Below are 23636 nucleotides of genomic sequence, written 5' to 3'. Positions count from 1 at the left end.
ATCTCATATAATGAACCTAACGAACGGTAGGTAGGGGATGAAAATGACAGCAAACCGCATTAAAGCTGTAGCACTTTCTCATTTCGCACGCTACGGCTATGAAGGAACTTCATTGGCAAATATTGCTCAAGAAGTTGGGATTAAAAAACCATCGATTTACGCACACTTTAAAGGAAAAGAAGAGCTATATTTCATATGCTTAGAATCTGCTCTTCAAAAAGATTTGCAGAGCTTCACAGGCGATATCGAAAGCTTTTCCAATTCGTCCACTGAAGAATTGCTTTTAAAATTATTAAAAGGGTATGCAAAACGATTTGGTGAAAGTGAAGAATCAATGTTTTGGTTACGAACTTCTTATTTTCCGCCTGATGCATTTCGCGAACAAATTATTAATAAAGCAAATGTACACATTGAAAACGTCGGAAAACTTTTATTCCCTGTATTTAAAAGAGCAAGCGAACAAGATGAGCTGCATAACATTGAAGTAAAAGACGCCTTAGAGGCTTTTCTATGCTTACTCGACGGTCTTATGGTTGAACTATTATACGCAGGTTTAAATCGTTTTGAGACACGTTTAGACGCTTCTTGGAAAGTATTTTGGCGCGGACTTTCAAACTGACGGATTGCCCTTTGCAATGCGTCGTTTTTAAGCCCTTTACCTAACGACTGGTAGGAAGGAGAAATGACATATGGCATGGATTTATGTAATCATCGCTGGTATTATTGAAATCTTTTGGGTGATTGGACTAAAAAAAGCAGAGGCACCACTTGAATGGGCTGGTGTTGCTCTATTAATTACAATTAGTTTCGTCTTATTATTTAGAGCTTATAAAGATTTACCTGTCGGCACTGTATACGCAGTCTTTACAGGAATCGGAGCTGGTGGAATCGTTCTTACAGAGATTTTCATCTTCGGAGAACCTTTCTCTATCGTAAAAGTTTTATTAATCGGTTTAATCTTCTTCGGAGTAATTGGTTTAAAACGAGTAACAGAAGAAAAAGAAGCGAAGGAGGCCGCATAAAATGGCTTGGGTATTTTTAATTCTAGCTGGTATTTGTGAAATTATTGGTGTACTCTTTATGAAAGTAGCCACTGAAAAGAAAGGCTGGGCACCAAAAGTTATTTTAATCGCTAACTTCGGCGTAAGCTTCTTCTTCTTATCTCTTGCGATGAACACATTACCGATGGGAACTGCTTACGCAATTTGGACTGGAATCGGAACTGCTGGAAGTGCACTTCTAGGCATTCTCATTTTCCGAGAATCAGCGGATTGGCGTCGTCTGGCTTTCTTAAGCTGCATTTTATGCGGCGCTGTTGGCTTAAAACTATTAAGCTAACGTGAGGTGAATGTCATGTGGAAAGAACAAGGAAAGAAAATATTAGCATGGATCACACTTTGTATCGTCATTCTATTACAAATAAGTTTTCATATAATAGAATCATTGTTTCATAAAGTATTATCCATTCTCACATTCCTTCCTAACATGACACTTGAAATTATATCGATTGTTTGGTCCATTATCGCCTCCATTGCAATCGTCATTATATGGAGTATCGCCAAACTATGGAATAAGTTATTTAAAAAGGACAGTACTTCTGAAAAAGAGTAACTGTCCTTTTTATATTCATTCAGACTTTCTGTAGAAGTTAGATGTGATAAGACAAAACAGACCAATTATAACAATACTTATACCAATTCCTTTATGCAAATTAGGAAACGGTGATGGTATGTCTGAATAAAAATTTGATAACAAAAGACCTATTGACAAAAATAATACTCCTATTTCAAATAACAATTTTCGTTTCCCCATTGTTCCCCCTCCAATTTTTTTCATACATTCCTTTCTTTTGGACATACTACCCAAAAAAAGGAGTGGATAATATGCAAAATTCTATACATAAGCAAATCCTATTTTTATTTTTCCTATTTCTTATTCTCATCATCGTTTTCAGCTTTATATTACATACTCCGAAAGATGTGCCAAATAGCGTTTCTTTTTATAAACTACTGCTCTCGTATTGTCGTTATTGAAGAAGGTGCCTTTTTGAAATTTCCCCAAGAAAAAAAGACCAACATTTTCCTGTTGGTCTTTCGTATATGTATCACTTTTCAAAGCGATCTAACATCTCGTCTCTCATTCCGAAACTTACTACTGCAATTCCTATATACATAAACAGAAGGAATGCCGGATGAACTGTGTTGTACCAGCTGCTGTCAACGATTAAGTAAATCGTTAATGCCACAACAAGAACAAACGCTAAGATAAACATATAAAAGTGTCTTGTACTACCCATGATAAACTCCTCTCTTCTCACTTCACCATTCAACAGTTTATTTTATCGAATAATTCGATATGACTCAAGGTTAACTTTCTGTTATGTAATCAAGTTCCACCTTTACAATGTCCTCACATGCTATTGAAATGATTGTTCCTTGTTTATCAATCGCCGTCACTTCTCTATTATCCATTACACGATTTGCTACTCTTTCTAACACTTTTCCTTGGTCTCGATAGCAAAATTCTTTTACATCTTTAATTGTTTCTCCATTTTCTAAATGGTATACCATTCTATAACATCGATATCCCAAAATTTCACCCCCGTCTTGTTCGTTTTTTCACATATACATAAAAATGAGTAATCTTTGCCTCATCACATCTTCTTAATTTCAATAAAATTCTAACAAAAATAAATACTTTTATCAAACCGACTTTTTCAACAAAACTACCTATAAAACTACACCTTTACACCATTAGGAAACAAAAAACATATTTTTTTAACATTTTCTTCACTATTTCTGCATAAAGTGAAACTTTAATCAGTGGGGATTTTTGTTCATTCCCACTGATTATTAGTTGAACCAATCGGGCATTTACGGACAGTTTATCTCCCACCTGGCTTCTTTGCACCAGCTAAGTTTTGAGTTGAGAGTTTACTGTCCGTTAATGCGGGACAAATTATCCATACAAAAAAAGAACCCGCCTCAGCGAGTTCTTCTTTTGTTATTTTAATCAAACTTGCACAGGAGCTGGCTTCGCATAACGTAAAACTGGTTTACGTGCAGCCATCGTTTCGTCTAAACGTTTAATGACTGTCGTATGCGGTGCTTCTTGTACAACTTCTGGATTTTCTTCTACTTCTTTAGCGATTTGAATCATCTTATCAATGAAACCATCTAATGTTTCTTTTGATTCTGTTTCTGTCGGCTCAATCATAATACATTCTTCCACATTTAATGGGAAGTAAATTGTTGGTGGATGATAACCGAAATCAAGCAGACGTTTTGCAATATCTAATGTACGTACACCAAGTTTCTTTTGACGACGACCTGATAATACAAATTCATGTTTACAATGTCTATCGAATGGAAGATCGTAGAATGGCGCTAATCTTCTCATCATATAGTTCGCATTTAATACAGCATACTCAGTTACTGCACGCAATCCATCTGGACCCATAGAGCGAATATACGTGTATGCACGAACGTTAATTCCGAAGTTACCATAGAATGGTTTCACACGACCAATTGCTTCTGGACGGTCGTAGTTGAAGTGATAACCATTTTCGGTTTTCTCTAAAATCGGTTTTGGTAAGTACGGAATTAAATCAGCTTTCACACCTACTGGACCAGAACCTGGGCCACCACCGCCGTGAGGACCTGTAAATGTTTTATGAAGGTTTAAATGCACAACGTCAAATCCCATATCTCCTGGGCGTGCTTGGCTTAATACCGCATTTAAGTTTGCACCATCATAGTATAATTTACCGCCTGCATTATGGACGATTTCTGCCATTTCTAAAATATTTTCTTCGAATAGACCTAATGTATTAGGATTTGTTAACATAAGTGCTGCTGTTTCTTCGTTTACAACACGTTTTAAGTCTTCTAAGTCAACAAGGCCATTTTCATTTGATTTTACTGTAATTGTTTCAAAACCAGCTACAGTTGCAGATGCTGGATTCGTTCCGTGAGCAGAGTCAGGCACAATTACTTTCGTACGGTTAAAGTCACCATTCGCTTCATGGTATGCACGAATTAACATTAAACCTGTCCATTCTCCGTGTGCACCAGCTGCTGGTTGTAAAGTAACAGTATCCATACCTGTAATTTCAATTAAATGCTCTTGTAAGTCGTACATTAATTCCATTGCACCTTGTACTGTCTTTTCATCTTGCAACGGATGAATATTTGCAAATCCTGCGAAACGAGCTACACTCTCATTAATTTTCGGATTATATTTCATCGTACAAGATCCAAGTGGATAGAATCCAGAATCCACACCGTGGTTACGGTTTGAAAGTGCTGTATAGTGGCGCATAATATCAAGTTCAGATACTTCTGGTAGCTCTGCATCTTCTACTCGAATATAATCGCTCTCAAACACATCTTCTAGTTTCACTTCTTCTACATCTAATTTGGGTAAGCTATATCCTATGCGTCCTTCTTTACTCACTTCAAAGATAAGTGCTTGGTCTTGGTTCTTCATTGGATAGCCCCCATTTCGTTTACAAGTGTGTCAATTTCCTCTTTTGTACGAAGCTCAGTTACTGCTACAAGCATATGGTTTTCATGCTCTTTATAATCACGGCCTAGATCGTAACCACCGATAATATTCTTTTGTAATAATGCATCGTTTACTTCTTTCACTGGACGTTTGCAATCTACAACAAACTCATTGAAGAATGGTCCAGCAAATGTTACTGTGAAGCCTTTCGCTTCAAATTGACGTTTTGCATATTGTGCTTTAGAAATGTTTTGACGTGCCATTTCTTTCACACCTTGTTTGCCAAGTGCCGTCATTGCAACAGAAGCTGCTAGTGCATTTAACGCTTGGTTTGAACAAATGTTAGATGTCGCTTTATCACGACGAATATGCTGTTCACGTGCTTGTAACGTTAATACAAATCCACGTTTACCATCTGAATCTACAGTTTGTCCAACAAGACGTCCTGGAATTTTACGCATAAATGCTTTCGTTGTTGCAAAGTAACCACAGTGCGGTCCACCAAACTGCGTTGGAATACCGAATGGTTGTGCATCACCGATTACAATATCAGCACCAAATTTCCCTGGTGGTGTTAATGCGCCTAATGATAATGGATTTGAAGAAACGATAAATAATGATTTTTGTTGATGAACGATTTTTTCAATATCAGCTAATTTTTCAACTTGTCCGAAGAAGTTTGGATATTGAACGATTACACAAGCAACTGTATCATCTACTTCACTTTGTAATACGTCTAAATCTGTTACACCATCTTTATGATTAATTTCAACAACTTCAAGATTTTGACCTTTTGCATACGTTTCAAGTACTGCTCTTGATTCTGGATGAACCGCGCTAGATACAAGAATTTTCTTTTTGCGAGTATGGCCAGCTGCTAACATTGCCGCTTCAGCTAAAGCTGTCCCCCCGTCATACATAGAAGAGTTTGCTACATCCATTCCTGTTAATTCACAAATCATTGTTTGGAATTCAAAGATTGCTTGTAATTCCCCTTGTGAAATTTCCGGTTGGTATGGTGTGTAAGCTGTATAAAATTCTGAGCGAGAAATAACATGATCTACAATTACTGGAGCATAATGATCGTATACGCCTGCTCCTAAGAAAGAAGCGTATTCTTTTAAGTTAGCATTTTTACTAGCCATTTGAGATAGCTCTTTTAAAAGCTCTGGCTCTGATTTTGCTTCTTTAATTTTTAAATCCCCTTTAAAACGAACACTCTCTGGAATATCAGAGAATAATTCATCGATCGTTTGAACGCCGATCGTTTGTAACATTTCTTTTTTGTCTTCTTCTGTCATTGGAAGATAACGATGCAACATGAAATCTACCCCTCTCCCCGTTACTTTGAACGTTTGTAAAATGGTGTTGGAACAACTACTGCTTTGACGCGTTTATTACGAATTTCAATTTCTACTTCTGTATCAACTGCTGCGTATTTTACATCAATTAGTGCTAAACCAATGCTTTTCTTTAACGTTGGAGATTGTGTACCACTCGTTACTTCCCCAATTTTTTCTTCACCAATAAATACAGGGTAATGCGTACGAGGAATTCCACGTTCGATTACTTCGATGCCGACTAATTTACGAGGCGCACCGTTTTCTTTTTGCTCTTTTAACGTTGCTTTTCCAAAGAAGTCTGCTTCTTTATTTGTTTTTACCGCAAAGCCAATTCCAGCCTCAATCGGTGTAATATCTTTTGATAATTCTTGTCCATAAAGTGGTAATGTTGCTTCGAATCGAAGTGTATCACGAGCACCTAAACCACATGCTTTTAAGCCCTCTTCTGCTCCAACTTCAAGAAGTTTCTCCCAAAGTTTTGCAGCATCTTCACTCTTACAGTAAATTTCGAATCCATCTTCACCTGTGTAACCTGTACGAGATACAAGTGCTGGAATTCCATCTACAAGAATATCGTTTTTAAATTTAAAGAACTTAATTTCTTTCAAATCTTCTGACACAACTTTTTGTAAAATGCCTTCTGCTTTTGGTCCTTGAATTGCAAGCTGTGCAACTTCACTAGAAACATTGACTACTGTCGCATCGCCAATTACATGACTTGCTAACCATTCGTAATCTTTCTCGATATTTGATGCATTGATTACTAATAAATAGTCTTCTTCACCACGTTTGTAGATTAATAAATCATCTACTGTACCACCATTTTCGTAGCACATAGCTGTATATTGTGCGCCCCCTACCTTTAAGGTAGATACGTCATTTGTAACAACACGTTGTAAAAATGCTAAACTATCTACACCTTTTACTTCAACTTCTCCCATATGAGACACATCGAACAAACCTGCAGCTGTACGTACAGCTTCGTGTTCTTCTTTAATGCTTGAAAATTGAACTGGTAATTCCCAACCACCGAAGTCGATTGTTTTTCCACCATACTTCGCGTATACATCAAATAACGGTGTACGTTGTAATGTAATCATGCTCTCTCCCCCTTATGCTTTGACAAATCAATAAAAGTTGCTTCCCTTTTCTAAACATTTTCATTCTGAAAAGATAGGATATACGGAATCTCATTATATTTTTTTATGAAAGCGTAAATAAAAAATCACTTTCTTGGATAAAATACGAAAGATTCCACACATTTCACACCATTATCCTAACATCATTCGCTATATTTCATCAATATTCTAGCATAAAAAATAATTTAGAATTTTTTATGTTAAAACACAATAAATACAGCTTTTGAGATTTAATACTTTATTATTGTCTATCATATAGCCTTTAATAACGATAATTATGCCTTCTTTTAAGGCAAATCATCATACATTAAAAAATAATTACTTTAGTTTATAAAAGGTGGGAGAGTTGTAATGAATGTCGATATTTCCGTAGATCGGACATGGCAAAACAATTTTTTAAATAGAATTGACGAAGATGGTCCTTGGACAAACTGGGATTTATATCACTTAGCTTATGAAACAGAAAAATCGTTACTTGTTCCTACTTTTGATGGACTACAAGCACCGAAACATTTATCCCATTTCACACCGCTTCCGCATCAATTAGAAGTCGCTCAAAATGTGATTGAACAAATGAACGGTAAAGCGATTCTAGCAGATGAAGTAGGCCTTGGAAAAACAATCGAAGCTGGACTTATTTTGAAAGAATACATGGTCCGCGGGCTTGTGAAAAAGGTACTTATACTTGTCCCAGCTTCTCTCGTATCACAATGGGCATACGAACTGAATACAAAGTTTTTCATTCCCGCTGTAGCACAAAAGAAAAGCTACTCATGGGAACAAGCTGACGTAATCGTATCATCAATTGATACTGCGAAACGTTCACCACATCGCGATATCGTGTTGAACTTGGAATATGACCTTATTATTATCGATGAAGCACATAAACTGAAAAATAATAAAACAAAAAACTATGAATTTGCACAACGATTAAAAAAGAAGTTTTGTTTATTACTAACCGCTACTCCTGTTCAAAATAAGATTGATGAAATTTTTAACCTTGTTTCTTTATTAAAACCAGGACATTTAGGCAATCAATCCAACTTTGAAGAATATTACGCTTCCAAAAATCGCTCAGCCGAATCAGATGAAGACTTAAAAGCTCTCATTAATAAAGTAATGGTGCGAAATAGACGACATAATACCGGTATCGATTGGCCGAAGAGACATGTACGTACAATTTTTGTTGAGTTTAATGAACAAGAACAAGCTCTATATAATGATATCGAAAATTGGCGAGGACAAGACGCCTTCACATCTGCTTTCTCATCGTTAACTTTAAAACGGGAAGCGTGTAGTAGTCGTGAGGCTGTTTACTATTCATTGAAAAAGCATGTAGAAAAAAAACAGAAAGAAAACGAACATTATATAAAAGATCCACATATCGATGTGCTAATGGACAAAATTAATCATATTCCTTTCAACTCAAAAGCAAATAAAGCTCTTGAGCTTATAAAAGAAATTGACGATAAAGTCGTTATCTTCACAGAATATCGAGCGTCACAAATGTACTTACAATGGTTTTTACAACAACACGGTATTTCTTCCGTTCCATTCCGCGGCGGGTTTAAACGCGGGAAGAAAGATTGGATGAAGGAGCTTTTCCAAAACCACGCACAAGTATTAATTGCAACTGAAGCTGGTGGTGAAGGGATTAACTTACAGTTTTGTAGCCATATGATCAATTATGATTTGCCATGGAATCCAATGCGTCTTGAGCAAAGAATCGGACGTATTCACCGTCTCGGTCAAAAAAATGATGTTCATATTTATAACTTAGCTACAAAGCATACTGTTGAAGAACATATTCTGAAACTGTTATATGAAAAAATCAACTTATTCGAGCGTGTTATTGGTGAACTCGATGAAATTTTAACGAGAATTAATATGAAAAACATCGACGCGCACATTCAAGAAATTTTCGCGCAATCAAAGAGCGAAGGTGAAATTAGAATTAAGATGGAAAACTTAACATCTATTATCGACTTTGCGAAACGAAATGAAGCTGAGGTGCAAGGCTATGCAGCAACATGAAATTCATAATTACTTATACAATTTCTTTGAGGCGAATAACTGTGAAATTTTAGAACGTTCTCCTCATTTATTAGATGTACAGTTAACAATTGAGATGGATAAATTATTAATGAATCGCCCTTTTTATTGGCACTATCTTGAGAAAACAGGAGGCGTACCGAATCCGATGCGCCTTACTCTTATTACAAATCCAGAAAATGAAGAAAATGATGGTGAGCTTATTCACTACGGTTCACCACGTCTACATCAAATTTTCCAAACGACAAAAGAATTAGGCTCATACATACGTTTATATGAGGATGTAAGACATAATGGGTCAACACATACACCGCTCCACCCTTGGCTCGGTATTAATATAAAAGTTTCCTATCAATGTGATCGAAAAAAAGACATCCTTCACTCGATTGGTATTCATCTCATTTCTGGAACAATGATGGCAAACTTTCATGAAACATTAACAAACATTAAACTTACACCAAAAATACCTGATTTTTGTTTTACGCTCTCGCCCATCATTAAACCTCAAAGTGGTTTACAACGCATAGAAGACGCTTTAAAAAATATAATTGCAGAAGATGACCATACGTGGGCAAAAGAAGCAAGAGTGCGTTGGAATCATGATTTAGACCTTTTAAACCGTTTTTATGAAGAAAGTGACGAACTTCCTGAGAGCTATGAAATTGAAAAACAAGCTCTGCAAGAACAGTATGAACCACGTATTACAGTGCAAATTATTAACGGTGGACTCTTTTATGTTACCGCGAATCATTTTCTATCGAAATAAAGCTCCTTCTGCTTTAGAAGGAGCTTTATTTCGAGTTATTCTCTATCCTCATTACGCTCTTGTTGTTTTTGCTTTGCCATGCGTTTTTGATACGCACGATCCTTCGCGCTCACATGATTTGCATCAGTTGGAAGATTTTCTTTCGAACGTCCAATTCCATTGCTCATCTTTCCCACTCCTTTTTACGTTTTTCAGAATACATGTTTATTTTCAGCTAGAGTTACAATCCTTATACAAAAAAATAAGAGCAGCCATTGGCCACTCTTACTCGCTCACATATTTTTGAAACATATCATGGATGCCTTTATTTACTAGGTTCGAGATCTGCTCGTCAGATTTATTCGGATAACGATCACGCAATCTGATAGATGCCTTCACCATTAAATTTTCTAATACAGAACGGCCACCTTCTCCATAAATAATTTCAGCATATTTAACAAGCCTTCCATCCTCTACTGTTGCTGGATTATGATTGAAGAAAAATTTACTCATTGTCTCCACCTCTCTATTTTGATAACGTTTACATTTATATAGATTATTTATGTTATTTATTTCACAATATTGTATGCATGTATATTTAATTAGTTTCATTATAAAGCAACATATCGATAGTAAATATGTGATTTTCCGTCCATTTTGTGAACAAATTAAAAATGAAAGCGTTTCCTTTATTATATACTAAAAAAACTTACTACGCTAGGGGCAATTTTTTTCAATCTACTCTCCCCTCGAAAATTGATATATTTTTTCTTTTCCCATTAAACCTTATACAATTTTCAGAAATTATATTATAAAATATATGTATGACTTAAGGAGGCTTTGTATGAATCAAAATAAAAAAGCTATATTAGATCTTGTCTTTTATCTCGTAATCCCATTCCTCATTTGGAAATTTGCAAAACCTTATATCGATCCTTATTACGCGATGTTACTTTCCTCTGTTCCGGGGATTATTTATACACTGTATACCTTTAAAAAAGAAAAACAGTTTAACGTGACAGGGTTCTTTATTTTAATTACACTCATTTCTAATACAACGGTAGATTTATTATCTGGGTCAGCTGAACGAATGTTGTGGAATGATGCATATTATCACATCGTACTCGGTATTATCGTCATATGTACAATTTTTATAAAGAAACCACTTATGTTATATTTCGCTGCGGATATTGCCGCACTGCAAGGCCATGACCGTGATAAAAGTCGTGAGCTTTATCGTGATAGTCGTATTTATCCAGCACTACAATATTTAACGCTATTTTTCGGTCTACAATTCATATTAAAAAGCTTCTTAAAAATTTATTTCATCTCTGTTTTCGGTGTAGATGGCTATGGTGAAATGAGAGCGATTATGACCGCTGTTGGATGGGGCATTTCCATTTGTATCGGAATTGGATTTGTTTGGGTAAATAATAAAATACATGCCGTTACGGAAGAACAAGAATCCGTGCAGTAAATAAAAATCCCCTAGTGTAATACGACACTAGGGGATTTTTGGTTTGTTAAACATATGACTAAAATTTAACTTGATTTTTTTCTTTTACTTTTTACATTTCGGTAAAACAAAGCAGCACTCAGCGGCATAACACCAAACCACTTATTCATAAATGGCTCTTTTTCAGCACGGCGTTGTTCTTTCTTTTGTTTTCGATCTTCTTTTGGAGCATCCATATACGACACAAACTGCTGCGTCACAAAGCGAACATAATCATTAGTAGACATATTATCATCACCTCTACTTGATTAGTATGTCCACTTTTTTATACATTAATCTTTTCCTTTAATTCATTCATAATTTGCTTTACAGACTTATTTGTCGTATCGATATGAATATGAGCCTCTTCATAATAAGCTCGGCGTGATTCAAATTTCTTTACGAATGCATCTATATCTTTCTTTTGAAATAGTGGACGTGTCGTATCTTCACGAAGCCTTTCTGCAATTACATGCGGATCACAATATAAATACACGACAGTTCCGTTCTCTTTCATCCACTTGCGATTTTCCGCTCGTTCAATAATTCCCCCACCAGTTGTAATAATAACATTATGGACTGGTAGCGCACGTAACATTTCGCTTTCATATTCCCGAAAAGCCATTTCGCCTTCTTCGGCAAAAATTTTTCGAATTGCCTTCTCTTGCTTCTCTTCGATTTTTTGATCAGTATCTACAACATCCATTTGAAGTTCTTTACTTAACGCTTTTCCAATTGTTGTTTTCCCTGCTCCCATGTAGCCGGTTATGTATATAGATTTCATTTCTTGTCCTCTCAATCGTCATTTATTAATTGTTATTATAACGAAAGATGCTACTTTGTTTAATAAAAAAACGTTTTGTTCTTATACTATGAAGAACAAAACGTAACACTCGCTTTTACTTATAAGTGCCTCTTCTCACCCACTGCGTTGCAATCCATTTCTCGCCTTTCGTTACAGGTGCCCCTCCGTGTAACGTAAGCTCGTTTAATGATTGATCTTGATAAAAATACTCAAAGTATACTGCCATTCCCTTTCTAGGGTGTACAGAAAGATTTAATTTTGGGAAGTACGTTTCTCCGCCTTCTTCTACATCATTTAAATACATTACAAGCGTACTAATACGATTGTTAGCAGCTGATCTACTATGTTCCGCAAAATAATCATAGTGTGCTTTATATTGTTGATCCACTTCATAATTTAAAATGTGCAATCCTTCACCATGCGACGCAGGAACATTCATGATAGATGAAATTCGTTTTTCAATCTTTGAAGTAAGTTCATTGTCTTCCAAAAATGCACCGCTACTTGTTCGAATATCATTTACATCACGTGCTGAACCAACTTTAGAACGTTTCATTTTATTTTTAGACATTTCAATTAATTCATCACACTCTTCATCACTTAGTACATTTGCTAATACGACAATAAGAGGTTCTTCGAATTTTGAAATAATGTGTATTTCTCTATCTTCTGTCATAATCGTATTTCCTTTATGATCAAAAATAGTTTGTTCCTTATTTTCACCTATTTGATTGTTGTTTGTCATTTCCCTATTCTCCCTAAAAATAATGATTGGATAGCATGAATATATCATATTCTTTCTACCTTTCTCTTTTTTGAGAAAATTTAAACTTTTAATCATTATATTTATCCATTTCTTCTAAAAAATCAATTCAATTTACAATAGGAAATCCTGGTTTATCTATATATATATTTTACATATTATCCTTCTATCCAATCGACTATTTTCCCATCCTTTTTTCTATACCGAAAACTCACCGTATAGAAAGCTTCCTGTTTGAGTGTACACTGCAAAGCAACGAGAATTAAATCATTTTCAAAGACATAATTTCCACTCGCTTCTCCCTTTTCATACTGAAAGAAAAATGTACCTTCTTTTTCTTTTTGCTGTAAGTCTTTTTTTATATCTGTAATAGATCGGTTAAGTAATTCATCCAATAAAAATTTTTGTTCTATTCCTATATAAAAATTTTTATCTGTAAACAACATATTTGTTTCGTATATAAAAAAAGAAGTTAATAAAATAAGAAAGATAATCGTTCCAGGCATTGTAAATCCCTTTTGCTTTCTCATACGTTTATTCCTATTTCGCTATATCGCATAACTACACCTTCATATATTTTCCCACTAGTATCTTTCACATTTATAATGAGTACATGAGGTGTTAGTTTGTAAGAAACCGTTCCAATATTTTGTAAAACAACTTCCCTCCCGCGCCTATTTACCTTTCTTATAAGACGACTATTCTCTTTTTCATACGATACTTCACTCCCATTACGCGATCGGAATTGTAAAATACTTTCTCCATTTTCAAATGCTAGCTGTTCTCCAGATGATACTTCACGAAACTCCAATTGCATTTGCCCTAAATACACATCCCACTCCCAATCATTTAACCCTTTCGACTGTTTATTTTCCATTTCAATGAAATGTAGGCGGGGAAAGAGCAAAAAAAATATTGATAATAGAAACAGACATACAATCATTTCTATTAATGAAAAACCAAATTCTAATTTATTTTTTCTCCTACATAAAAGCATTGTTCCATCATTCTGTCTTTCACATCTTTCCACATGGTACAAACTTCATTGCCTCCCCAATATGTGTAATACACAATTCCATTTATATTCTTTTCTATTATTCGCTTTTCTTCATTTCCATACATATATATAGCTGCTTCTTTTTTTAATAATCCAGTTGCCTTATAACGAATTTGTATATTTTTTCTTTCTTGCATAACTAATACTGTTTGCGGTAGTAGTAACGATACAGCCATCATTAAAACACTTAACGATACAATCATTTCAGCCATTATGGATCCTTTTTGACATTTCACGATACGTAAATCTCCCTCTTCCAAGCTGAAATACAATTTCATATTTATAATTTCTATACGAAATTATAATCGTACCACCTCTATTAATATTTCCACTTGGGTTATATGTCATCGGATTTGGAAACGTATGCAAATCAATTTGTATATCTTCTTCATACTCTCGCTTGACGATATAATACTTTGTACCTGACTCTTTTATAGCATACATATTTCTATCTTTATGCCAACGTAATGTGTAGTGCTTTTGATGGTTTATCGCTAATTGCTGCATATACAAAATATCATTTGAAAACTGTCTCAAAAATTGTTCAACTTTTTGTCGCTCGTATAAGGAATGAACACTAAAATACGTAACTATACTTAATACAGAAATAACAAATAAAACGAGTAACATTTCTAAAAAAGTAAACCCTTGTTGTTTCACAATGCCCTAATTGATACTGTGCCATCATCTGATATATGAATAGATTCGCCATTCGGACACTTATCAGTTGTAATATACTTTTCATCTGCCAGTTCTTTTAACGATGGAATTTTATTATGTTGTAATTGATATACTTGTATTTGTGCTTCTATAGATTTCACGTAAGCTGCACACCCTTTTCCTTGGACCGATGAACGCTGTGTAACTACATTTGGAATAATTAATAGTAATAATATAGTTATGACAACCATTACTAATAGCATCTCTAACAGAGTAAATCCTTCCTCATTCTGCATACAAATGCCCCCTAAATAGAATTCATCATTTGAAACATCGGCATAATCATCGCTAAATACATAAGGACAACGATTCCTCCAATACATGTAAATAAAATAGGCTGAATGATAACTAACATATGTTTAATTTTTCGTTCCATCTTTTCCATAATAAGATCGCTATAGTCACCTAATTCAATCCCTAAATTGCCATTTGCTTGTCCATGCGTAATAACATAAGAAAGTTCTTTCTCGTAATACCCACTTTTAGCAATGATAGATTGTAACTGTTCTCCTCCAATTAATTGTCTTTCAATCCGATTCGCTTCATATTGAAAGAACGGATGATATCTTTGCTCCATCATTATTGTTAAAGCTTCGCATACTGATAGTCCACCATTTAATAAACCACTCAACTGAGTAGCAAAATAATGTGAATGCTTTAAAATAAGAAATGTTTTGATGAGAGGAATACGAAGCATGATTTTTACCTGTCTAATATGTGGAAGTTTCCTAAAATACAACATGTATAAACTACATCCAATAATAACAGTTAAAATAGCGGTTAAAATAATGTATGGTAGCAGTTTTATTGCACTTAAAATGTGTTCTGTAAGTAGTGGTGTATTAGAACCGAACGAACTATAAACCATTTCAACCTGAGGTAATAAAATGAGGTTAAAAATAAAAAGCATGATTAGTAGAAAAAACATCAAGAACATAGGATACTGCATTATTTTCATCATGTCTCTCCTATACTTATCTTTCTTATAAAGAAGTACACTTCCTTGTTGCAAAGCAAAAGAAATATCACCATGTTGCTCGGCATAAAATAGATAACTTAACATGTCCTGATGAAACTTTAACTGATGAAAAGAATCGTGTAGACTTTTCCCATCTTTTAATCCCTCAATCATGCGCTGCAATTGTACTTTCTTTTCTACAGATAATTGAAACTGTAAAAATTCTAATGCTTGTAAAAGAGAGTAGCCTTTTTCTAATAATTCTCCTAAACGTTTCAACAATACTACTTGATCACTTAAACTCCAAGTTTTCTTAAACATAAACATCTTCTTCTAAAAAACCTAAAGCATATCCTTTTCGTATTGATGATTCTAAAGTCTCATGTTTGTAAGTAACACATTCTCCATCTGCTTCTTTAAGTGCTTGTTTTAACTCATATCCATATAGCAGCTCATAAATGCTTGCTTGCCTTACTTGCCTCATTGATTTACATAAAGTTGAGCACTTTCCTCTGCAAAACGGACACTTCAATTCGACAAGTCGCTGTGCAGCTACAGCCAATAAAGACTGTTCAATCTCTTGCCTCGTTATACCATAATCCATGAAACGAATGATTGCTCCTTTCGCATCATTCGTATGCAGCGTTGTCATTACTAAATGTCCTGTCAAACTTGCTCTTATAGCTATTTTTGCTGTTTCCTCATCCCGGATTTCACCGACTAAAATAATATCTGGATCATGACGTAAAATAGCCTTTAATCCTGTTTCATATGTGAGACCCGCTTTTTCATTTATTTGAATTTGTAATACATCGTCACTTCTTTTTTCAACCGGATCTTCAAGTGTAATGATGCGACGTGTTTTCTTTTTTCTAATTACTTCTAATAATGCATACATTGTCGTCGTCTTCCCAGATCCAGTCGGTCCAGTAAACACGAGTAGCCCCTGTGAATAGCGTAAAAACGAGAGTAGTTTTGCTGCCGTACTTGGAAATAACGAAAGATGTGATAAGGGCTGAACAGATGCTTGTAAATGAAGGCGAATAACGAGACTTTCTTGATATACTGTTGGAAGTGTTGAAAGGCGTAAATACACTTCTTGTCCATCAATTTGCAAATACAGCGAACCATTCTGTGGCTTCCGTTTCTCTCCTATGTCCATAGATGCTAAAAATTTGAAATGTGAGACAAGTTTTTCTCCAAACTCCTTTTCAATACACTGGCTCGTCATTAAATCTTTTCCTATACGTAGTTGCACCGCTACATCCTTCTGCCGGGGCACAATATGTAAATCTGACGCTTGTACCCTACACGCTTCTTTTAAAATTGTATTCGCGAAAATTTCAATCCCATTCATCACTTTTCCCTCCTCACTATGTATATAGCATGAAAACATTCGCAATAAAAATTTGGACTTTTGTATTTTCAATAGAGGAAAAAGGAAAAATATGTTTGTGAAATTATGAACAATTTCCGAATTATTGTCTGAAATTACCTATACTCATGTTTATCTGTATTATAATGTTATTATCTTGGATAAAGTGATAAAGGTGGAGATCCTCATGGAACAAGCTTTAAAAATTACAGGTGTATTATCTGACCCAACTCGTTATTACATTTATAAATATATTTCGCAAAAACATAGTTACGTAACGGTACAAGAAATTGCAGATGAGTTTGACATTCATCCAAACGTAGCGCGTTTACATTTATCTAAATTAGAAGATGTTCATATGCTAAAATCGGAAACGAAGAAAACTGGAAAAGGCGGACGACCGAGCAGATTGTATGTCTTATCTGAAGATGTTATCCAATTACAATTTCCATTCCGTGATTATCAATTGTTAGCAAGAATCGCATTTAATTCTTTACTTAGCCTTGGCGCTGCTGGTGAGAAAGCGCTATACGAAACAGGAAAACAATTCGGAGCTGAATTAATGCAACAACATATGCAACGTTTAAATGTGAGTGAAGATGCTTTAACAGTGGAACAAAAAGTTCAAATTGCAAAAGAAGCTTTCTCAACAGCTGGCTTATCACCTGCATTTGAATTAAGTGCAGATGGAACAAAAATTTTCTATGATGTACACAATTGTCCATTTAAAGAAGTTGCTGTTCATCATCCAACTGAAATTTGTAACATGCACGGAGATATGATGAAAGGAATTTTTGAAATCCTATTCCCTAACATGGAATTAACTCGAAATGATAGTCTATTAGATGGATGTAAATCTTGTAATTATAAACTAACAATTTAATTTCTCATATAAAAAGAAGCCAATAATAATTGGCTTCTTTTTATATGAATGAATATTTACAATAGCAAGAAAAATAAACTATAATGAGGTGAGGTTTACTTTTTTTAGAAAAGGAGGGAGATGGCATGGAGCGCATGTTTCGCGTTCTCGGCTTTTGGACTGGAATTTTCTCGGTTATGTTTTACGTAGGGGATATGCAACAGACCGCACTACTATTTTTAGGACAAACAGGTTTCTTCGTACTTTTAAGCTATTTAAAATTAACAGAGCGTATGTATATATACGTATTTGGGGCATATTTAACTGTTTTCTTCATAGGATTTACATACTACACGACGTTTTTACTTGTCCCTGGGGCTGGACATTAAAAGATGGCATTTTGCCATCTTTTTTTAATTCCGGAATTTCCTAGTTGACTTATAGGTTTTATTGCCTTATATTCTATATAACAGATTGGAATTAGGGGGAATCAACATGAATACACTGCTTGTCGGAATTAACGTTGCAGTCATGCTCATTTTAGTTGGCGTATTATATTATATGCAACGTAAGCATGTATCTTTTAATAAACGTGTATTTACTGCTTTAGGAGTCGGAATTATATTCGGTCTTATATTACAATTTATTTATGAACCAACTTCTAAAATAATTATTGAATCAAATACTTGGTTTGGCTTAATCGGTAACGGTTATGTGAAATTACTTCAAATGATCGTTATGCCACTTATTTTAGTATCTATTATTTCAGCCTTTACAAAATTACAGTTAACGAAAAACCTTGGTAAAATCAGTGGTCTTATTATCGGAATTTTAATTCTTACTACAGGAATCGCTGCAGCTGTCGGTATCGCTGCAAGTGCAGGATTTGATGTATCTGCAGCAGGCTTGCAACAAGGTGATGCAGAATCTGCTCGTCTGAAACTAGTTGAAGAAAGATTTACTTCTATTGAAAAGACAACAATTCCAGATAAATTATTAGAGCTATTGCCTACAAATCCGTTTCTTGATTTAACAGGCGCTCGTCCAACATCAACAATTTCTGTCGTAATATTTGCAGCCTTTATCGGCATTGCCTTTATAGGTGTAAAACGAAAATATCCAGAACAAGCAGAACTATTTAAGAAAATGCTTGATGCTGTATATGCAATCGTAATGCGTATGGTAACATTAATTTTACGCCTTACTCCATACGGCGTATTAGCTCTTATGGCAAAAACAGTTGCTGGTAGCGATATAAATGCTATTTTAAAACTTGGTAACTTCGTGTTAGCCTCTTACGTAGCACTTATCGTAATGTTTATCATTCACTTATTATTAATTGCATTGTCTGGTTTAAATCCAATTCAATATTTGAAAAAAGTGTTCCCTGTACTAACTTTTGCATTCACATCTCGCTCTAGTGCTGGTGCGATGCCATTAAATATTGAAGCTCAAAAAGAAAAGCTTGGTATTTCCGAAGGAATTGCAAACTTCGCAGCTTCATTTGGGGTATCTATCGGACAAAACGGTTGCGCAGGTATTTATCCAGCAATGCTTGCAATGATGGTCGCTCCAACTGTAGGAATTGATCCATTACAACCACAATTTATTTTAACTTTAATCGCTGTTATCGCTATTAGCTCATTCGGTGTTGCCGGAGTTGGTGGCGGCGCAACATTCGCAGCTTTAATCGTACTATCTACAATGAACTTACCAATCGGTATTGTTGCTCTAGTTATCTCGGTTGAGCCATTAATCGATATGGGGCGTACAGCTCTTAACGTAAGTGGTTCTATGACAGCAGGTCTTATTTCAAGTAAATGGCTTGGTGAATTAGATCAAGATACGTACAATCAAGATGATACAAAAACTGGTGAAATTGCTTCATAATGAAAAAAAGACGCTAACATACAATTGTTAGCGTCTTTTTTATTCCGTTCCCTCTTTATAGATTTTATCTTGAGAATTCTTACTCCAAGTATTCTTCTAGTTGCTCTTTTAACTCCTCCTCAATCTCATAACAAGATTCATTAACAAGTTCCCCTACTTTCTTACTCCCAAAAATGTTTGATTGAATTGACATTCCTAAAAAGATTCTTTCGCATTTCCAAATTGGAATATAGTGAAATTCAATCATCTCTTTTTCTTCATCTAATATAGCTATGGCAACTGATGAATAATAACCCACCTCAAAGGGATTCTCTTTTTCTCTTGCAAATCCCATATCTAATTCCATGTGTTTTTCTATGTATAAATGCGCATACTCTTTATGCAGTTTAAGTGATATTCGCTCTATTTCCTTCTCCATACATTGAATGTTCTCTTTTAACTCCAACGTAAACTCCTGTTCTTTATATTTCATTTTCGCCTCCTGAAACATAGAAAAAGAGAATATGATAACATATCCTCTTTCCTCAAATATATTTCATTATCTCACAGCCCGTCCTTTTCACAAATAACCATTTTGTTCGCACCATTTATGAAATTGTCCTACGTCTACTCCAACTAACACGATATCCTTTAGCTCTACATCAATGATTTGTTCTCCAATTACAATAGCAAACTGCGATGCTAATTTTGTCTCGTTTTTCTTTACAATTCCAATTCGGTTCCGATGCGGTCCATCTTTTATATATGCTTTTTGTCCTACAATATCAAAGTTCAAAATTCTCACCTCTTTTACTGCGCTCAAATTGGAAATACGATCTCCACCTCGGAAAATTTCCTTTCATTGCACTATTTCTCTATATATATGACGAAACAATAAAAGAGTCCTTCCTTCTTTACAATTATTTTTTCTTTGTTTCATTTTTGTGATTGAAACGTAAAGTTTATAATAAAATACACTTGGAAGCGCTTTCTATGTAATTTTTTATGTTATAATATATAAGTAGAACTTCGTAAAGAGGGTTAAAAAATGAATACAAAAATGATTAAAAAAGTAATTGAAGCATTAAAAGTATATGGCTTTCAGGATGTATCATTCTGTGACAAAACGAAGCAATTTTTATTTCATAACGAAACCGATATTATGAGCGGCTATGCAGAAATAACATATAGTAGTCAATTTGAAAAATTCAACGTACAAATTCATCCAATTGAAACGCATCACCAAGCAGAGTTACAAGAGATTGAAAGACATATACAAGCTTGTATAAGAAAAGTGGAATATTTAAACGCACTTCTTACCGGGCAGACAAAACTAGATGATAAAATTATTATTATGTAAAAAAAGAACGTGATCCAATCACGTTCTTTTTTCATTATACGTTCATCTTTTCCTTTAGTTGTAATCCTGTAACAGATTCTAATACATCCATCGATTCTCCAAATGTCATATCAAAAATTGTCTTGTCCTCTATGTATGGAAACTGTCTGAAACGCTTTTCTAACACCTTCACAGCATCTGATGTAAAGTTTGCACTATCAATGCCAAATTCTGTTTCAAGAAGAACGATCCAATCTAGCACATGAAAACCTAATCCATTGACGAATGAAATAAGTTTTTCTTCTGGGTTTGAAGATAAGAATACTTGGCGTTCTATCTCACTAAAAAGTTCTTCTCCTAAGATTTCAGCTAACTCATCATCATGTTCACGTTCAACAAGTTCTTCGTAGCCGTAATCATCCACAAGCTCTTCTACTTCTTCACTATCCTGACAAAGCAATTGACTAAGAAGTGCCTCTTTCTTAAATTCACTATTTTGTACGACTTCTAAAAAGCTCGTTTCCCATCCATTTTCTAATTTCATATTATGTACTCCTTTATATACGTTTCTTATCATCACTGTACCCAAAAGATCACTTTTATAACCTTTTAGGTAGTTACTATTATTTCACATGATTCATAACAAAAGATGCAAACTCAGCTACATCTCCTTCAAAAATATTTATTTCTGGCAAGTGATAGAACGTTGTTTGGAGCGGGTTTCCTGCATGATATACATATATCGTTTTCTCTAGTGCAATCGCCATTCCAAACTCTGTATGGCTCCCGTTTCCGCCATCTAATATAAGTAAAAATACATCCGCTTCTTTTACAGCATTTCGTTCTGCCTGACCAATTTCTCTTAATTGTTCTTCATTCGCTGCTCTTTCATTTTTGGTCCAATCATATGTATGGTGCCATCCTGCATGTTTCAGTTCATTTGCTACGGAATGTACAAGATGTTTATTTTGGAAACCTGAGGCGATATAAAAATTCATTTATATACACTCCTTCATTGTGTATGGGGAAACTCCTTTTTAGCGTTATTTGTTATAGCTATAATAAAGAACAATTTCAAAAAAAATCCCCATCTTTAAAACTTATTTGCGTTTAAATGATGGGATGCTTCATGGTCTTCTTTTATTTTTTGTTTTTTATAACTTTCATCAGCTAACATTTCTAGTTCAGCTGTTATCTCTGACTTTTCAAGCTCTCTTTCTTGCGAAAATTTCCTTGAAATATAAACAATAACACTACCAACGTACAACACAAAGCATATAATAAGTGCAGTATTTTCATAGAGACTTAGCTCCAACACAGTCACTCCTAATCCATTCGTATTTTCACGCCTCATTAATTGGAATTTCCCTATTAACCCATTTGTTATCCCGCTATTTGAGGGCAGTAAGACTACCTCCTCAAAATTTAGTAACAGTAAAGAAGTTAGATGTGGGATGAACCCAACTGATTAAAGTTTCACTTTATTGTAACATAAAAATATCAATTCTTGGAATCTTTCACCCTACTAAAAGAGGCATGATTGTTTCATCATGCCTCTGAAATATTTTGAATGATTGTTTTAATTGCTTCTTTTCCATTATATTTTTTTAGTGCTGTTTTATACTTCTCATTATTTTGATTCAATTCTTCGACATACTTTATAAGAGATTTTACAGTTACATCTTCTTCATATAATACGGAGGCATACCCTTGCCTTTCAAAGGACTCTGCATTTAATATTTGATCTCCACGGCTTGCAAATTTCGATAATGGAATTAAAACCATCGGCTTTTGTAATGTTAAAAATTCAAAAATTGCGTTGGAGCCCGCGCGTGAAATAACAAAATCTGTTACCGCTAATATATCTGGCAGTTCTCCATGTACATATTCAAATTGTCTATATCCTTCTTTATTTTGTAAACTTTCATCAAGGTTACCTTTTCCGCAAAGGTGAACAATTTGATATTTTTTAAGAAGTTCTGGTAATGCTTCTCGAGCCGTATCATTAATTTTTTTCGCGCCCAAGCTGCCTCCCATAATCGTAATAACTGGCTTTTTACGTGAAAAACCTAAAAACGCTAAACCTTTTTCACGATTTCCCTTCAGCACTTCTTCACGTACAGGAGATCCCGTATATATTACTTTTTCTTTCGGTAAATGTTTCGCTGCTTCTTCAAATGTAACAAATATTTTCGAAGCAAAACGAAGCGCAATTTTATTTGCTAGTCCTGGTGTCATATCAGATTCATGTAATAAAACTGGTACTCTATTTAGCCATCCTCCAATTACGACTGGTACAGATACGAAACCGCCTTTTGAAAAAATTACATCTGGTTTTAGTTTTCGAATCCTTACATACGCATCCATAACACCCTTCATTACAAGAAAAGGATCTTTTATATTTTTCAAATCAAAATAACGACGTAGCTTTCCACTCGAAATACTATAGTAGGGAATGCCTTCCTTTTCTATAATCGTTTTCTCAATACCTTGATGAGAACCAATATAAGAGATATCCCAGTTGTCTTCCTGTAAATATGGGATAATGGCTAAATTAGGTGTTACATGTCCTGCCGAACCGCCACCTGTAAAGACTATTTTCTTCATA

Annotated in this window: 36 protein-coding genes; 12 read left to right on the top strand and 24 right to left on the bottom strand. The window is 34.7% G+C overall.

The annotated features are described in order from the left end of the window. Window positions 1–37 precede the first annotated feature (37 nt). The 4 genes from AB6801_RS09330 (at window position 38) to AB6801_RS09315 (ending at window position 1611) form a co-directional block, all read left to right on the top strand. Window positions 38–619, top strand: coding sequence for a TetR/AcrR family transcriptional regulator (locus AB6801_RS09330; protein ID WP_002005730.1), 582 nt, complete (start codon window positions 38–40; stop codon window positions 617–619). A gap of 70 nt (window positions 620–689) precedes the next feature. Further along, a complete protein-coding gene (locus tag AB6801_RS09325) occupies window positions 690–1022 on the top strand; it encodes a DMT family transporter (protein ID WP_000312339.1) in 333 nt (110 codons plus the stop codon). 1 nt (window position 1023) lies between these two features. Further along, window positions 1024–1338 carry a DMT family transporter gene (locus AB6801_RS09320; protein WP_000312623.1) on the top strand — a complete coding sequence of 105 codons (315 nt, stop codon included), beginning with the start codon at window positions 1024–1026 and terminating at the stop codon, window positions 1336–1338. Window positions 1339–1353: 15 nt separating this feature from the next. Continuing rightward, window positions 1354–1611, top strand: coding sequence for a DUF3975 family protein (locus AB6801_RS09315; RefSeq protein WP_000265427.1), 258 nt, complete (start codon window positions 1354–1356; stop codon window positions 1609–1611). A 15-nt stretch (window positions 1612–1626) separates the two neighbouring features. Here AB6801_RS09315 and AB6801_RS09310 read toward each other — a convergent pair whose 3' ends face one another. The 6 genes from AB6801_RS09310 to gcvT form a co-directional block, all read right to left on the bottom strand. After that, window positions 1627–1812, bottom strand: coding sequence for a hypothetical protein (locus AB6801_RS09310; RefSeq protein WP_000518066.1), 186 nt, complete (start codon window positions 1810–1812; stop codon window positions 1627–1629). A 292-nt stretch (window positions 1813–2104) separates the two neighbouring features. Then, the gene (locus tag AB6801_RS09305; protein WP_000535933.1) at window positions 2105–2296 is read right to left on the bottom strand and encodes a hypothetical protein; all 192 of its coding nucleotides are present in this window, start codon (window positions 2294–2296) and stop codon (window positions 2105–2107) included. A 70-nt stretch (window positions 2297–2366) separates the two neighbouring features. Continuing rightward, window positions 2367–2570, bottom strand: coding sequence for a DUF3929 family protein (locus tag AB6801_RS09300; RefSeq protein ID WP_000262496.1), 204 nt, complete (start codon window positions 2568–2570; stop codon window positions 2367–2369). Window positions 2571–3012: 442 nt separating this feature from the next. Beyond that, window positions 3013–4488, bottom strand: a complete 1476-nt coding sequence (gene gcvPB / locus AB6801_RS09295; protein ID WP_000795702.1) for an aminomethyl-transferring glycine dehydrogenase subunit 2 — start codon at window positions 4486–4488, stop codon at window positions 3013–3015. Further along, the gene (gcvPA, locus tag AB6801_RS09290) at window positions 4485–5828 is read right to left on the bottom strand and encodes an aminomethyl-transferring glycine dehydrogenase subunit 1 (RefSeq protein ID WP_000903240.1); all 1344 of its coding nucleotides are present in this window, start codon (window positions 5826–5828) and stop codon (window positions 4485–4487) included. The genes gcvPB and gcvPA overlap by 4 nt, the downstream gene beginning before the upstream one ends. Before the next feature lie 20 nt (window positions 5829–5848). Then, window positions 5849–6949, bottom strand: coding sequence for a glycine cleavage system aminomethyltransferase GcvT (gcvT, locus tag AB6801_RS09285; protein ID WP_000631769.1), 1101 nt, complete (start codon window positions 6947–6949; stop codon window positions 5849–5851). Window positions 6950–7339: 390 nt separating this feature from the next. Here gcvT and AB6801_RS09280 point away from each other — a divergent pair, with 390 nt between their 5' ends. Continuing rightward, complete coding sequence (locus AB6801_RS09280; protein WP_001100036.1) at window positions 7340–9022, top strand: DEAD/DEAH box helicase; 1683 nt, start codon at window positions 7340–7342, stop codon at window positions 9020–9022. Continuing rightward, window positions 9009–9806, top strand: a complete 798-nt coding sequence (locus AB6801_RS09275; RefSeq protein WP_001183966.1) for a YqhG family protein — start codon at window positions 9009–9011, stop codon at window positions 9804–9806. Before AB6801_RS09280 ends, AB6801_RS09275 begins: the two co-directional genes overlap by 14 nt. Before the next feature lie 35 nt (window positions 9807–9841). Here AB6801_RS09275 and AB6801_RS09270 read toward each other — a convergent pair whose 3' ends face one another. Both AB6801_RS09270 and AB6801_RS09265 read right to left on the bottom strand, forming a co-directional pair. Next, complete coding sequence (locus tag AB6801_RS09270; protein WP_000064668.1) at window positions 9842–9973, bottom strand: hypothetical protein; 132 nt, start codon at window positions 9971–9973, stop codon at window positions 9842–9844. Window positions 9974–10070: 97 nt separating this feature from the next. After that, window positions 10071–10298, bottom strand: a complete 228-nt coding sequence (locus AB6801_RS09265) for a hypothetical protein (protein WP_000032702.1) — start codon at window positions 10296–10298, stop codon at window positions 10071–10073. Window positions 10299–10371: 73 nt separating this feature from the next. On the opposite strand from AB6801_RS09265, the gene AB6801_RS09260 reads away from it, so the two are divergent. Both AB6801_RS09260 and AB6801_RS09255 read left to right on the top strand, forming a co-directional pair. After that, complete coding sequence (locus AB6801_RS09260) at window positions 10372–10488, top strand: hypothetical protein (protein ID WP_001987222.1); 117 nt, start codon at window positions 10372–10374, stop codon at window positions 10486–10488. Between the two features lie 141 nt (window positions 10489–10629). Further along, window positions 10630–11262, top strand: coding sequence for a VC0807 family protein (locus AB6801_RS09255; protein ID WP_001073111.1), 633 nt, complete (start codon window positions 10630–10632; stop codon window positions 11260–11262). Window positions 11263–11327: 65 nt separating this feature from the next. Here the strand turns inward: AB6801_RS09255 and AB6801_RS09250 are convergent, their stop codons facing one another. From AB6801_RS09250 to comGA, 10 genes are all read right to left on the bottom strand, one after another. Continuing rightward, window positions 11328–11528: a YqzE family protein gene (locus tag AB6801_RS09250; protein ID WP_000106083.1), complete on the bottom strand. Its 201-nt coding sequence runs from the start codon at window positions 11526–11528 to the stop codon at window positions 11328–11330. A gap of 38 nt (window positions 11529–11566) precedes the next feature. After that, a complete protein-coding gene (locus tag AB6801_RS09245; RefSeq protein ID WP_000836650.1) occupies window positions 11567–12064 on the bottom strand; it encodes a shikimate kinase in 498 nt (165 codons plus the stop codon). 115 nt (window positions 12065–12179) lie between these two features. Next, window positions 12180–12830, bottom strand: coding sequence for a 2OG-Fe(II) oxygenase (locus tag AB6801_RS09240; RefSeq protein WP_000183862.1), 651 nt, complete (start codon window positions 12828–12830; stop codon window positions 12180–12182). A gap of 176 nt (window positions 12831–13006) precedes the next feature. Next, window positions 13007–13378 carry a competence type IV pilus minor pilin ComGG gene (comGG, locus tag AB6801_RS09235; RefSeq protein ID WP_001231273.1) on the bottom strand — a complete coding sequence of 124 codons (372 nt, stop codon included), beginning with the start codon at window positions 13376–13378 and terminating at the stop codon, window positions 13007–13009. Beyond that, window positions 13375–13845, bottom strand: coding sequence for a competence type IV pilus minor pilin ComGF (gene comGF / locus AB6801_RS09230; protein ID WP_000923099.1), 471 nt, complete (start codon window positions 13843–13845; stop codon window positions 13375–13377). Before comGF ends, comGG begins: the two co-directional genes overlap by 4 nt. Then, window positions 13815–14117, bottom strand: a complete 303-nt coding sequence (locus AB6801_RS09225; RefSeq protein ID WP_000829473.1) for a hypothetical protein — start codon at window positions 14115–14117, stop codon at window positions 13815–13817. Before AB6801_RS09225 ends, comGF begins: the two co-directional genes overlap by 31 nt. After that, on the bottom strand, window positions 14110–14565 hold the full coding sequence (gene comGD, locus AB6801_RS09220) for a competence type IV pilus minor pilin ComGD (protein WP_000813142.1): 456 nt from the start codon (window positions 14563–14565) through the stop codon (window positions 14110–14112). The genes AB6801_RS09225 and comGD overlap by 8 nt, the downstream gene beginning before the upstream one ends. Beyond that, entirely contained in the window at window positions 14562–14861 is a 300-nt protein-coding gene (comGC, locus tag AB6801_RS09215) for a competence type IV pilus major pilin ComGC (RefSeq protein ID WP_001178686.1), read from the bottom strand. The genes comGD and comGC overlap by 4 nt, the downstream gene beginning before the upstream one ends. 11 nt (window positions 14862–14872) lie before the next feature. Further along, complete coding sequence (comGB, locus tag AB6801_RS09210; RefSeq protein WP_370941065.1) at window positions 14873–15910, bottom strand: competence type IV pilus assembly protein ComGB; 1038 nt, start codon at window positions 15908–15910, stop codon at window positions 14873–14875. Next, window positions 15897–16940 carry a competence type IV pilus ATPase ComGA gene (comGA, locus tag AB6801_RS09205; protein ID WP_001013186.1) on the bottom strand — a complete coding sequence of 348 codons (1044 nt, stop codon included), beginning with the start codon at window positions 16938–16940 and terminating at the stop codon, window positions 15897–15899. Before comGA ends, comGB begins: the two co-directional genes overlap by 14 nt. 205 nt (window positions 16941–17145) lie before the next feature. Between comGA and AB6801_RS09200 the strand changes: the two genes are divergently transcribed. From AB6801_RS09200 to AB6801_RS09190, 3 genes are all read left to right on the top strand, one after another. Beyond that, on the top strand, window positions 17146–17841 hold the full coding sequence (locus tag AB6801_RS09200) for a helix-turn-helix transcriptional regulator (protein ID WP_000434125.1): 696 nt from the start codon (window positions 17146–17148) through the stop codon (window positions 17839–17841). A 125-nt stretch (window positions 17842–17966) separates the two neighbouring features. Continuing rightward, a complete protein-coding gene (locus AB6801_RS09195; RefSeq protein WP_000440721.1) occupies window positions 17967–18209 on the top strand; it encodes a DUF2626 domain-containing protein in 243 nt (80 codons plus the stop codon). A 106-nt stretch (window positions 18210–18315) separates the two neighbouring features. Continuing rightward, window positions 18316–19710, top strand: coding sequence for an L-cystine transporter (locus AB6801_RS09190; protein WP_001094330.1), 1395 nt, complete (start codon window positions 18316–18318; stop codon window positions 19708–19710). A 79-nt stretch (window positions 19711–19789) separates the two neighbouring features. Here the strand turns inward: AB6801_RS09190 and AB6801_RS09185 are convergent, their stop codons facing one another. Continuing rightward, window positions 19790–20182 carry a hypothetical protein gene (locus AB6801_RS09185; protein WP_370941064.1) on the bottom strand — a complete coding sequence of 131 codons (393 nt, stop codon included), beginning with the start codon at window positions 20180–20182 and terminating at the stop codon, window positions 19790–19792. An 87-nt stretch (window positions 20183–20269) separates the two neighbouring features. Beyond that, complete coding sequence (locus tag AB6801_RS09180) at window positions 20270–20485, bottom strand: DUF3912 family protein (protein WP_001008326.1); 216 nt, start codon at window positions 20483–20485, stop codon at window positions 20270–20272. A 252-nt stretch (window positions 20486–20737) separates the two neighbouring features. Here AB6801_RS09180 and AB6801_RS09175 point away from each other — a divergent pair, with 252 nt between their 5' ends. Beyond that, entirely contained in the window at window positions 20738–21049 is a 312-nt protein-coding gene (locus AB6801_RS09175; RefSeq protein ID WP_001093237.1) for a hypothetical protein, read from the top strand. 34 nt (window positions 21050–21083) lie between these two features. Here the strand turns inward: AB6801_RS09175 and AB6801_RS09170 are convergent, their stop codons facing one another. From AB6801_RS09170 to murG, 4 genes are all read right to left on the bottom strand, one after another. Continuing rightward, entirely contained in the window at window positions 21084–21572 is a 489-nt protein-coding gene (locus tag AB6801_RS09170; protein WP_000764261.1) for a hypothetical protein, read from the bottom strand. A gap of 79 nt (window positions 21573–21651) precedes the next feature. Beyond that, complete coding sequence (locus tag AB6801_RS09165) at window positions 21652–22026, bottom strand: nucleoside 2-deoxyribosyltransferase (protein WP_001012333.1); 375 nt, start codon at window positions 22024–22026, stop codon at window positions 21652–21654. Window positions 22027–22121: 95 nt separating this feature from the next. Beyond that, window positions 22122–22382, bottom strand: coding sequence for a DUF3966 domain-containing protein (locus tag AB6801_RS09160; protein ID WP_001250699.1), 261 nt, complete (start codon window positions 22380–22382; stop codon window positions 22122–22124). A 194-nt stretch (window positions 22383–22576) separates the two neighbouring features. Next, window positions 22577–23635, bottom strand: coding sequence for an undecaprenyldiphospho-muramoylpentapeptide beta-N-acetylglucosaminyltransferase (gene murG, locus AB6801_RS09155; RefSeq protein WP_000724777.1), 1059 nt, complete (start codon window positions 23633–23635; stop codon window positions 22577–22579). Window position 23636 lies beyond the last annotated feature (1 nt).

The organism is Bacillus sp. RCC_6_1 (assembly GCF_041360755.1).
GTDB classification, from domain to species: Bacteria; Bacillota; Bacilli; order Bacillales; family Bacillaceae_G; genus Bacillus_A; species Bacillus_A cereus.
This window is presented reverse-complemented; position numbering and strand designations above follow the sequence as displayed.

Coding starts and splice junctions, on each gene's coding strand:
- AB6801_RS09330 (WP_002005730.1), top strand. CDS start 38: ATGAAAATGACAGCAAACCGCATTAAAGCTGTAGCACTTTCTCATTTC.
- AB6801_RS09325 (WP_000312339.1), top strand. CDS start 690: ATGGCATGGATTTATGTAATCATCGCTGGTATTATTGAAATCTTTTGG.
- AB6801_RS09320 (WP_000312623.1), top strand. CDS start 1,024: ATGGCTTGGGTATTTTTAATTCTAGCTGGTATTTGTGAAATTATTGGT.
- AB6801_RS09315 (WP_000265427.1), top strand. CDS start 1,354: ATGTGGAAAGAACAAGGAAAGAAAATATTAGCATGGATCACACTTTGT.
- AB6801_RS09310 (WP_000518066.1), bottom strand. CDS start 1,812: ATGGGGAAACGAAAATTGTTATTTGAAATAGGAGTATTATTTTTGTCA.
- AB6801_RS09305 (WP_000535933.1), bottom strand. CDS start 2,296: ATGGGTAGTACAAGACACTTTTATATGTTTATCTTAGCGTTTGTTCTT.
- AB6801_RS09300 (WP_000262496.1), bottom strand. CDS start 2,570: ATGGTATACCATTTAGAAAATGGAGAAACAATTAAAGATGTAAAAGAA.
- gcvPB (WP_000795702.1), bottom strand. CDS start 4,488: ATGAAGAACCAAGACCAAGCACTTATCTTTGAAGTGAGTAAAGAAGGA.
- gcvPA (WP_000903240.1), bottom strand. CDS start 5,828: ATGTTGCATCGTTATCTTCCAATGACAGAAGAAGACAAAAAAGAAATG.
- gcvT (WP_000631769.1), bottom strand. CDS start 6,949: ATGATTACATTACAACGTACACCGTTATTTGATGTATACGCGAAGTAT.
- AB6801_RS09280 (WP_001100036.1), top strand. CDS start 7,340: ATGAATGTCGATATTTCCGTAGATCGGACATGGCAAAACAATTTTTTA.
- AB6801_RS09275 (WP_001183966.1), top strand. CDS start 9,009: ATGCAGCAACATGAAATTCATAATTACTTATACAATTTCTTTGAGGCG.
- AB6801_RS09270 (WP_000064668.1), bottom strand. CDS start 9,973: ATGAGCAATGGAATTGGACGTTCGAAAGAAAATCTTCCAACTGATGCA.
- AB6801_RS09265 (WP_000032702.1), bottom strand. CDS start 10,298: ATGAGTAAATTTTTCTTCAATCATAATCCAGCAACAGTAGAGGATGGA.
- AB6801_RS09260 (WP_001987222.1), top strand. CDS start 10,372: ATGCATGTATATTTAATTAGTTTCATTATAAAGCAACATATCGATAGT.
- AB6801_RS09255 (WP_001073111.1), top strand. CDS start 10,630: ATGAATCAAAATAAAAAAGCTATATTAGATCTTGTCTTTTATCTCGTA.
- AB6801_RS09250 (WP_000106083.1), bottom strand. CDS start 11,528: ATGTCTACTAATGATTATGTTCGCTTTGTGACGCAGCAGTTTGTGTCG.
- AB6801_RS09245 (WP_000836650.1), bottom strand. CDS start 12,064: ATGAAATCTATATACATAACCGGCTACATGGGAGCAGGGAAAACAACA.
- AB6801_RS09240 (WP_000183862.1), bottom strand. CDS start 12,830: ATGACAAACAACAATCAAATAGGTGAAAATAAGGAACAAACTATTTTT.
- comGG (WP_001231273.1), bottom strand. CDS start 13,378: ATGAGAAAGCAAAAGGGATTTACAATGCCTGGAACGATTATCTTTCTT.
- comGF (WP_000923099.1), bottom strand. CDS start 13,845: ATGCTTTTATGTAGGAGAAAAAATAAATTAGAATTTGGTTTTTCATTA.
- AB6801_RS09225 (WP_000829473.1), bottom strand. CDS start 14,117: ATGGCTGAAATGATTGTATCGTTAAGTGTTTTAATGATGGCTGTATCG.
- comGC (WP_001178686.1), bottom strand. CDS start 14,861: ATGCAGAATGAGGAAGGATTTACTCTGTTAGAGATGCTATTAGTAATG.
- comGB (WP_370941065.1), bottom strand. CDS start 15,910: ATGTTTATGTTTAAGAAAACTTGGAGTTTAAGTGATCAAGTAGTATTG.
- comGA (WP_001013186.1), bottom strand. CDS start 16,940: ATGAATGGGATTGAAATTTTCGCGAATACAATTTTAAAAGAAGCGTGT.
- AB6801_RS09200 (WP_000434125.1), top strand. CDS start 17,146: ATGGAACAAGCTTTAAAAATTACAGGTGTATTATCTGACCCAACTCGT.
- AB6801_RS09195 (WP_000440721.1), top strand. CDS start 17,967: ATGGAGCGCATGTTTCGCGTTCTCGGCTTTTGGACTGGAATTTTCTCG.
- AB6801_RS09190 (WP_001094330.1), top strand. CDS start 18,316: ATGAATACACTGCTTGTCGGAATTAACGTTGCAGTCATGCTCATTTTA.
- AB6801_RS09185 (WP_370941064.1), bottom strand. CDS start 20,182: ATGAAATATAAAGAACAGGAGTTTACGTTGGAGTTAAAAGAGAACATT.
- AB6801_RS09175 (WP_001093237.1), top strand. CDS start 20,738: ATGAATACAAAAATGATTAAAAAAGTAATTGAAGCATTAAAAGTATAT.
- AB6801_RS09170 (WP_000764261.1), bottom strand. CDS start 21,572: ATGAAATTAGAAAATGGATGGGAAACGAGCTTTTTAGAAGTCGTACAA.
- AB6801_RS09165 (WP_001012333.1), bottom strand. CDS start 22,026: ATGAATTTTTATATCGCCTCAGGTTTCCAAAATAAACATCTTGTACAT.
- AB6801_RS09160 (WP_001250699.1), bottom strand. CDS start 22,382: ATGAGGCGTGAAAATACGAATGGATTAGGAGTGACTGTGTTGGAGCTA.
- murG (WP_000724777.1), bottom strand. CDS start 23,635: ATGAAGAAAATAGTCTTTACAGGTGGCGGTTCGGCAGGACATGTAACA.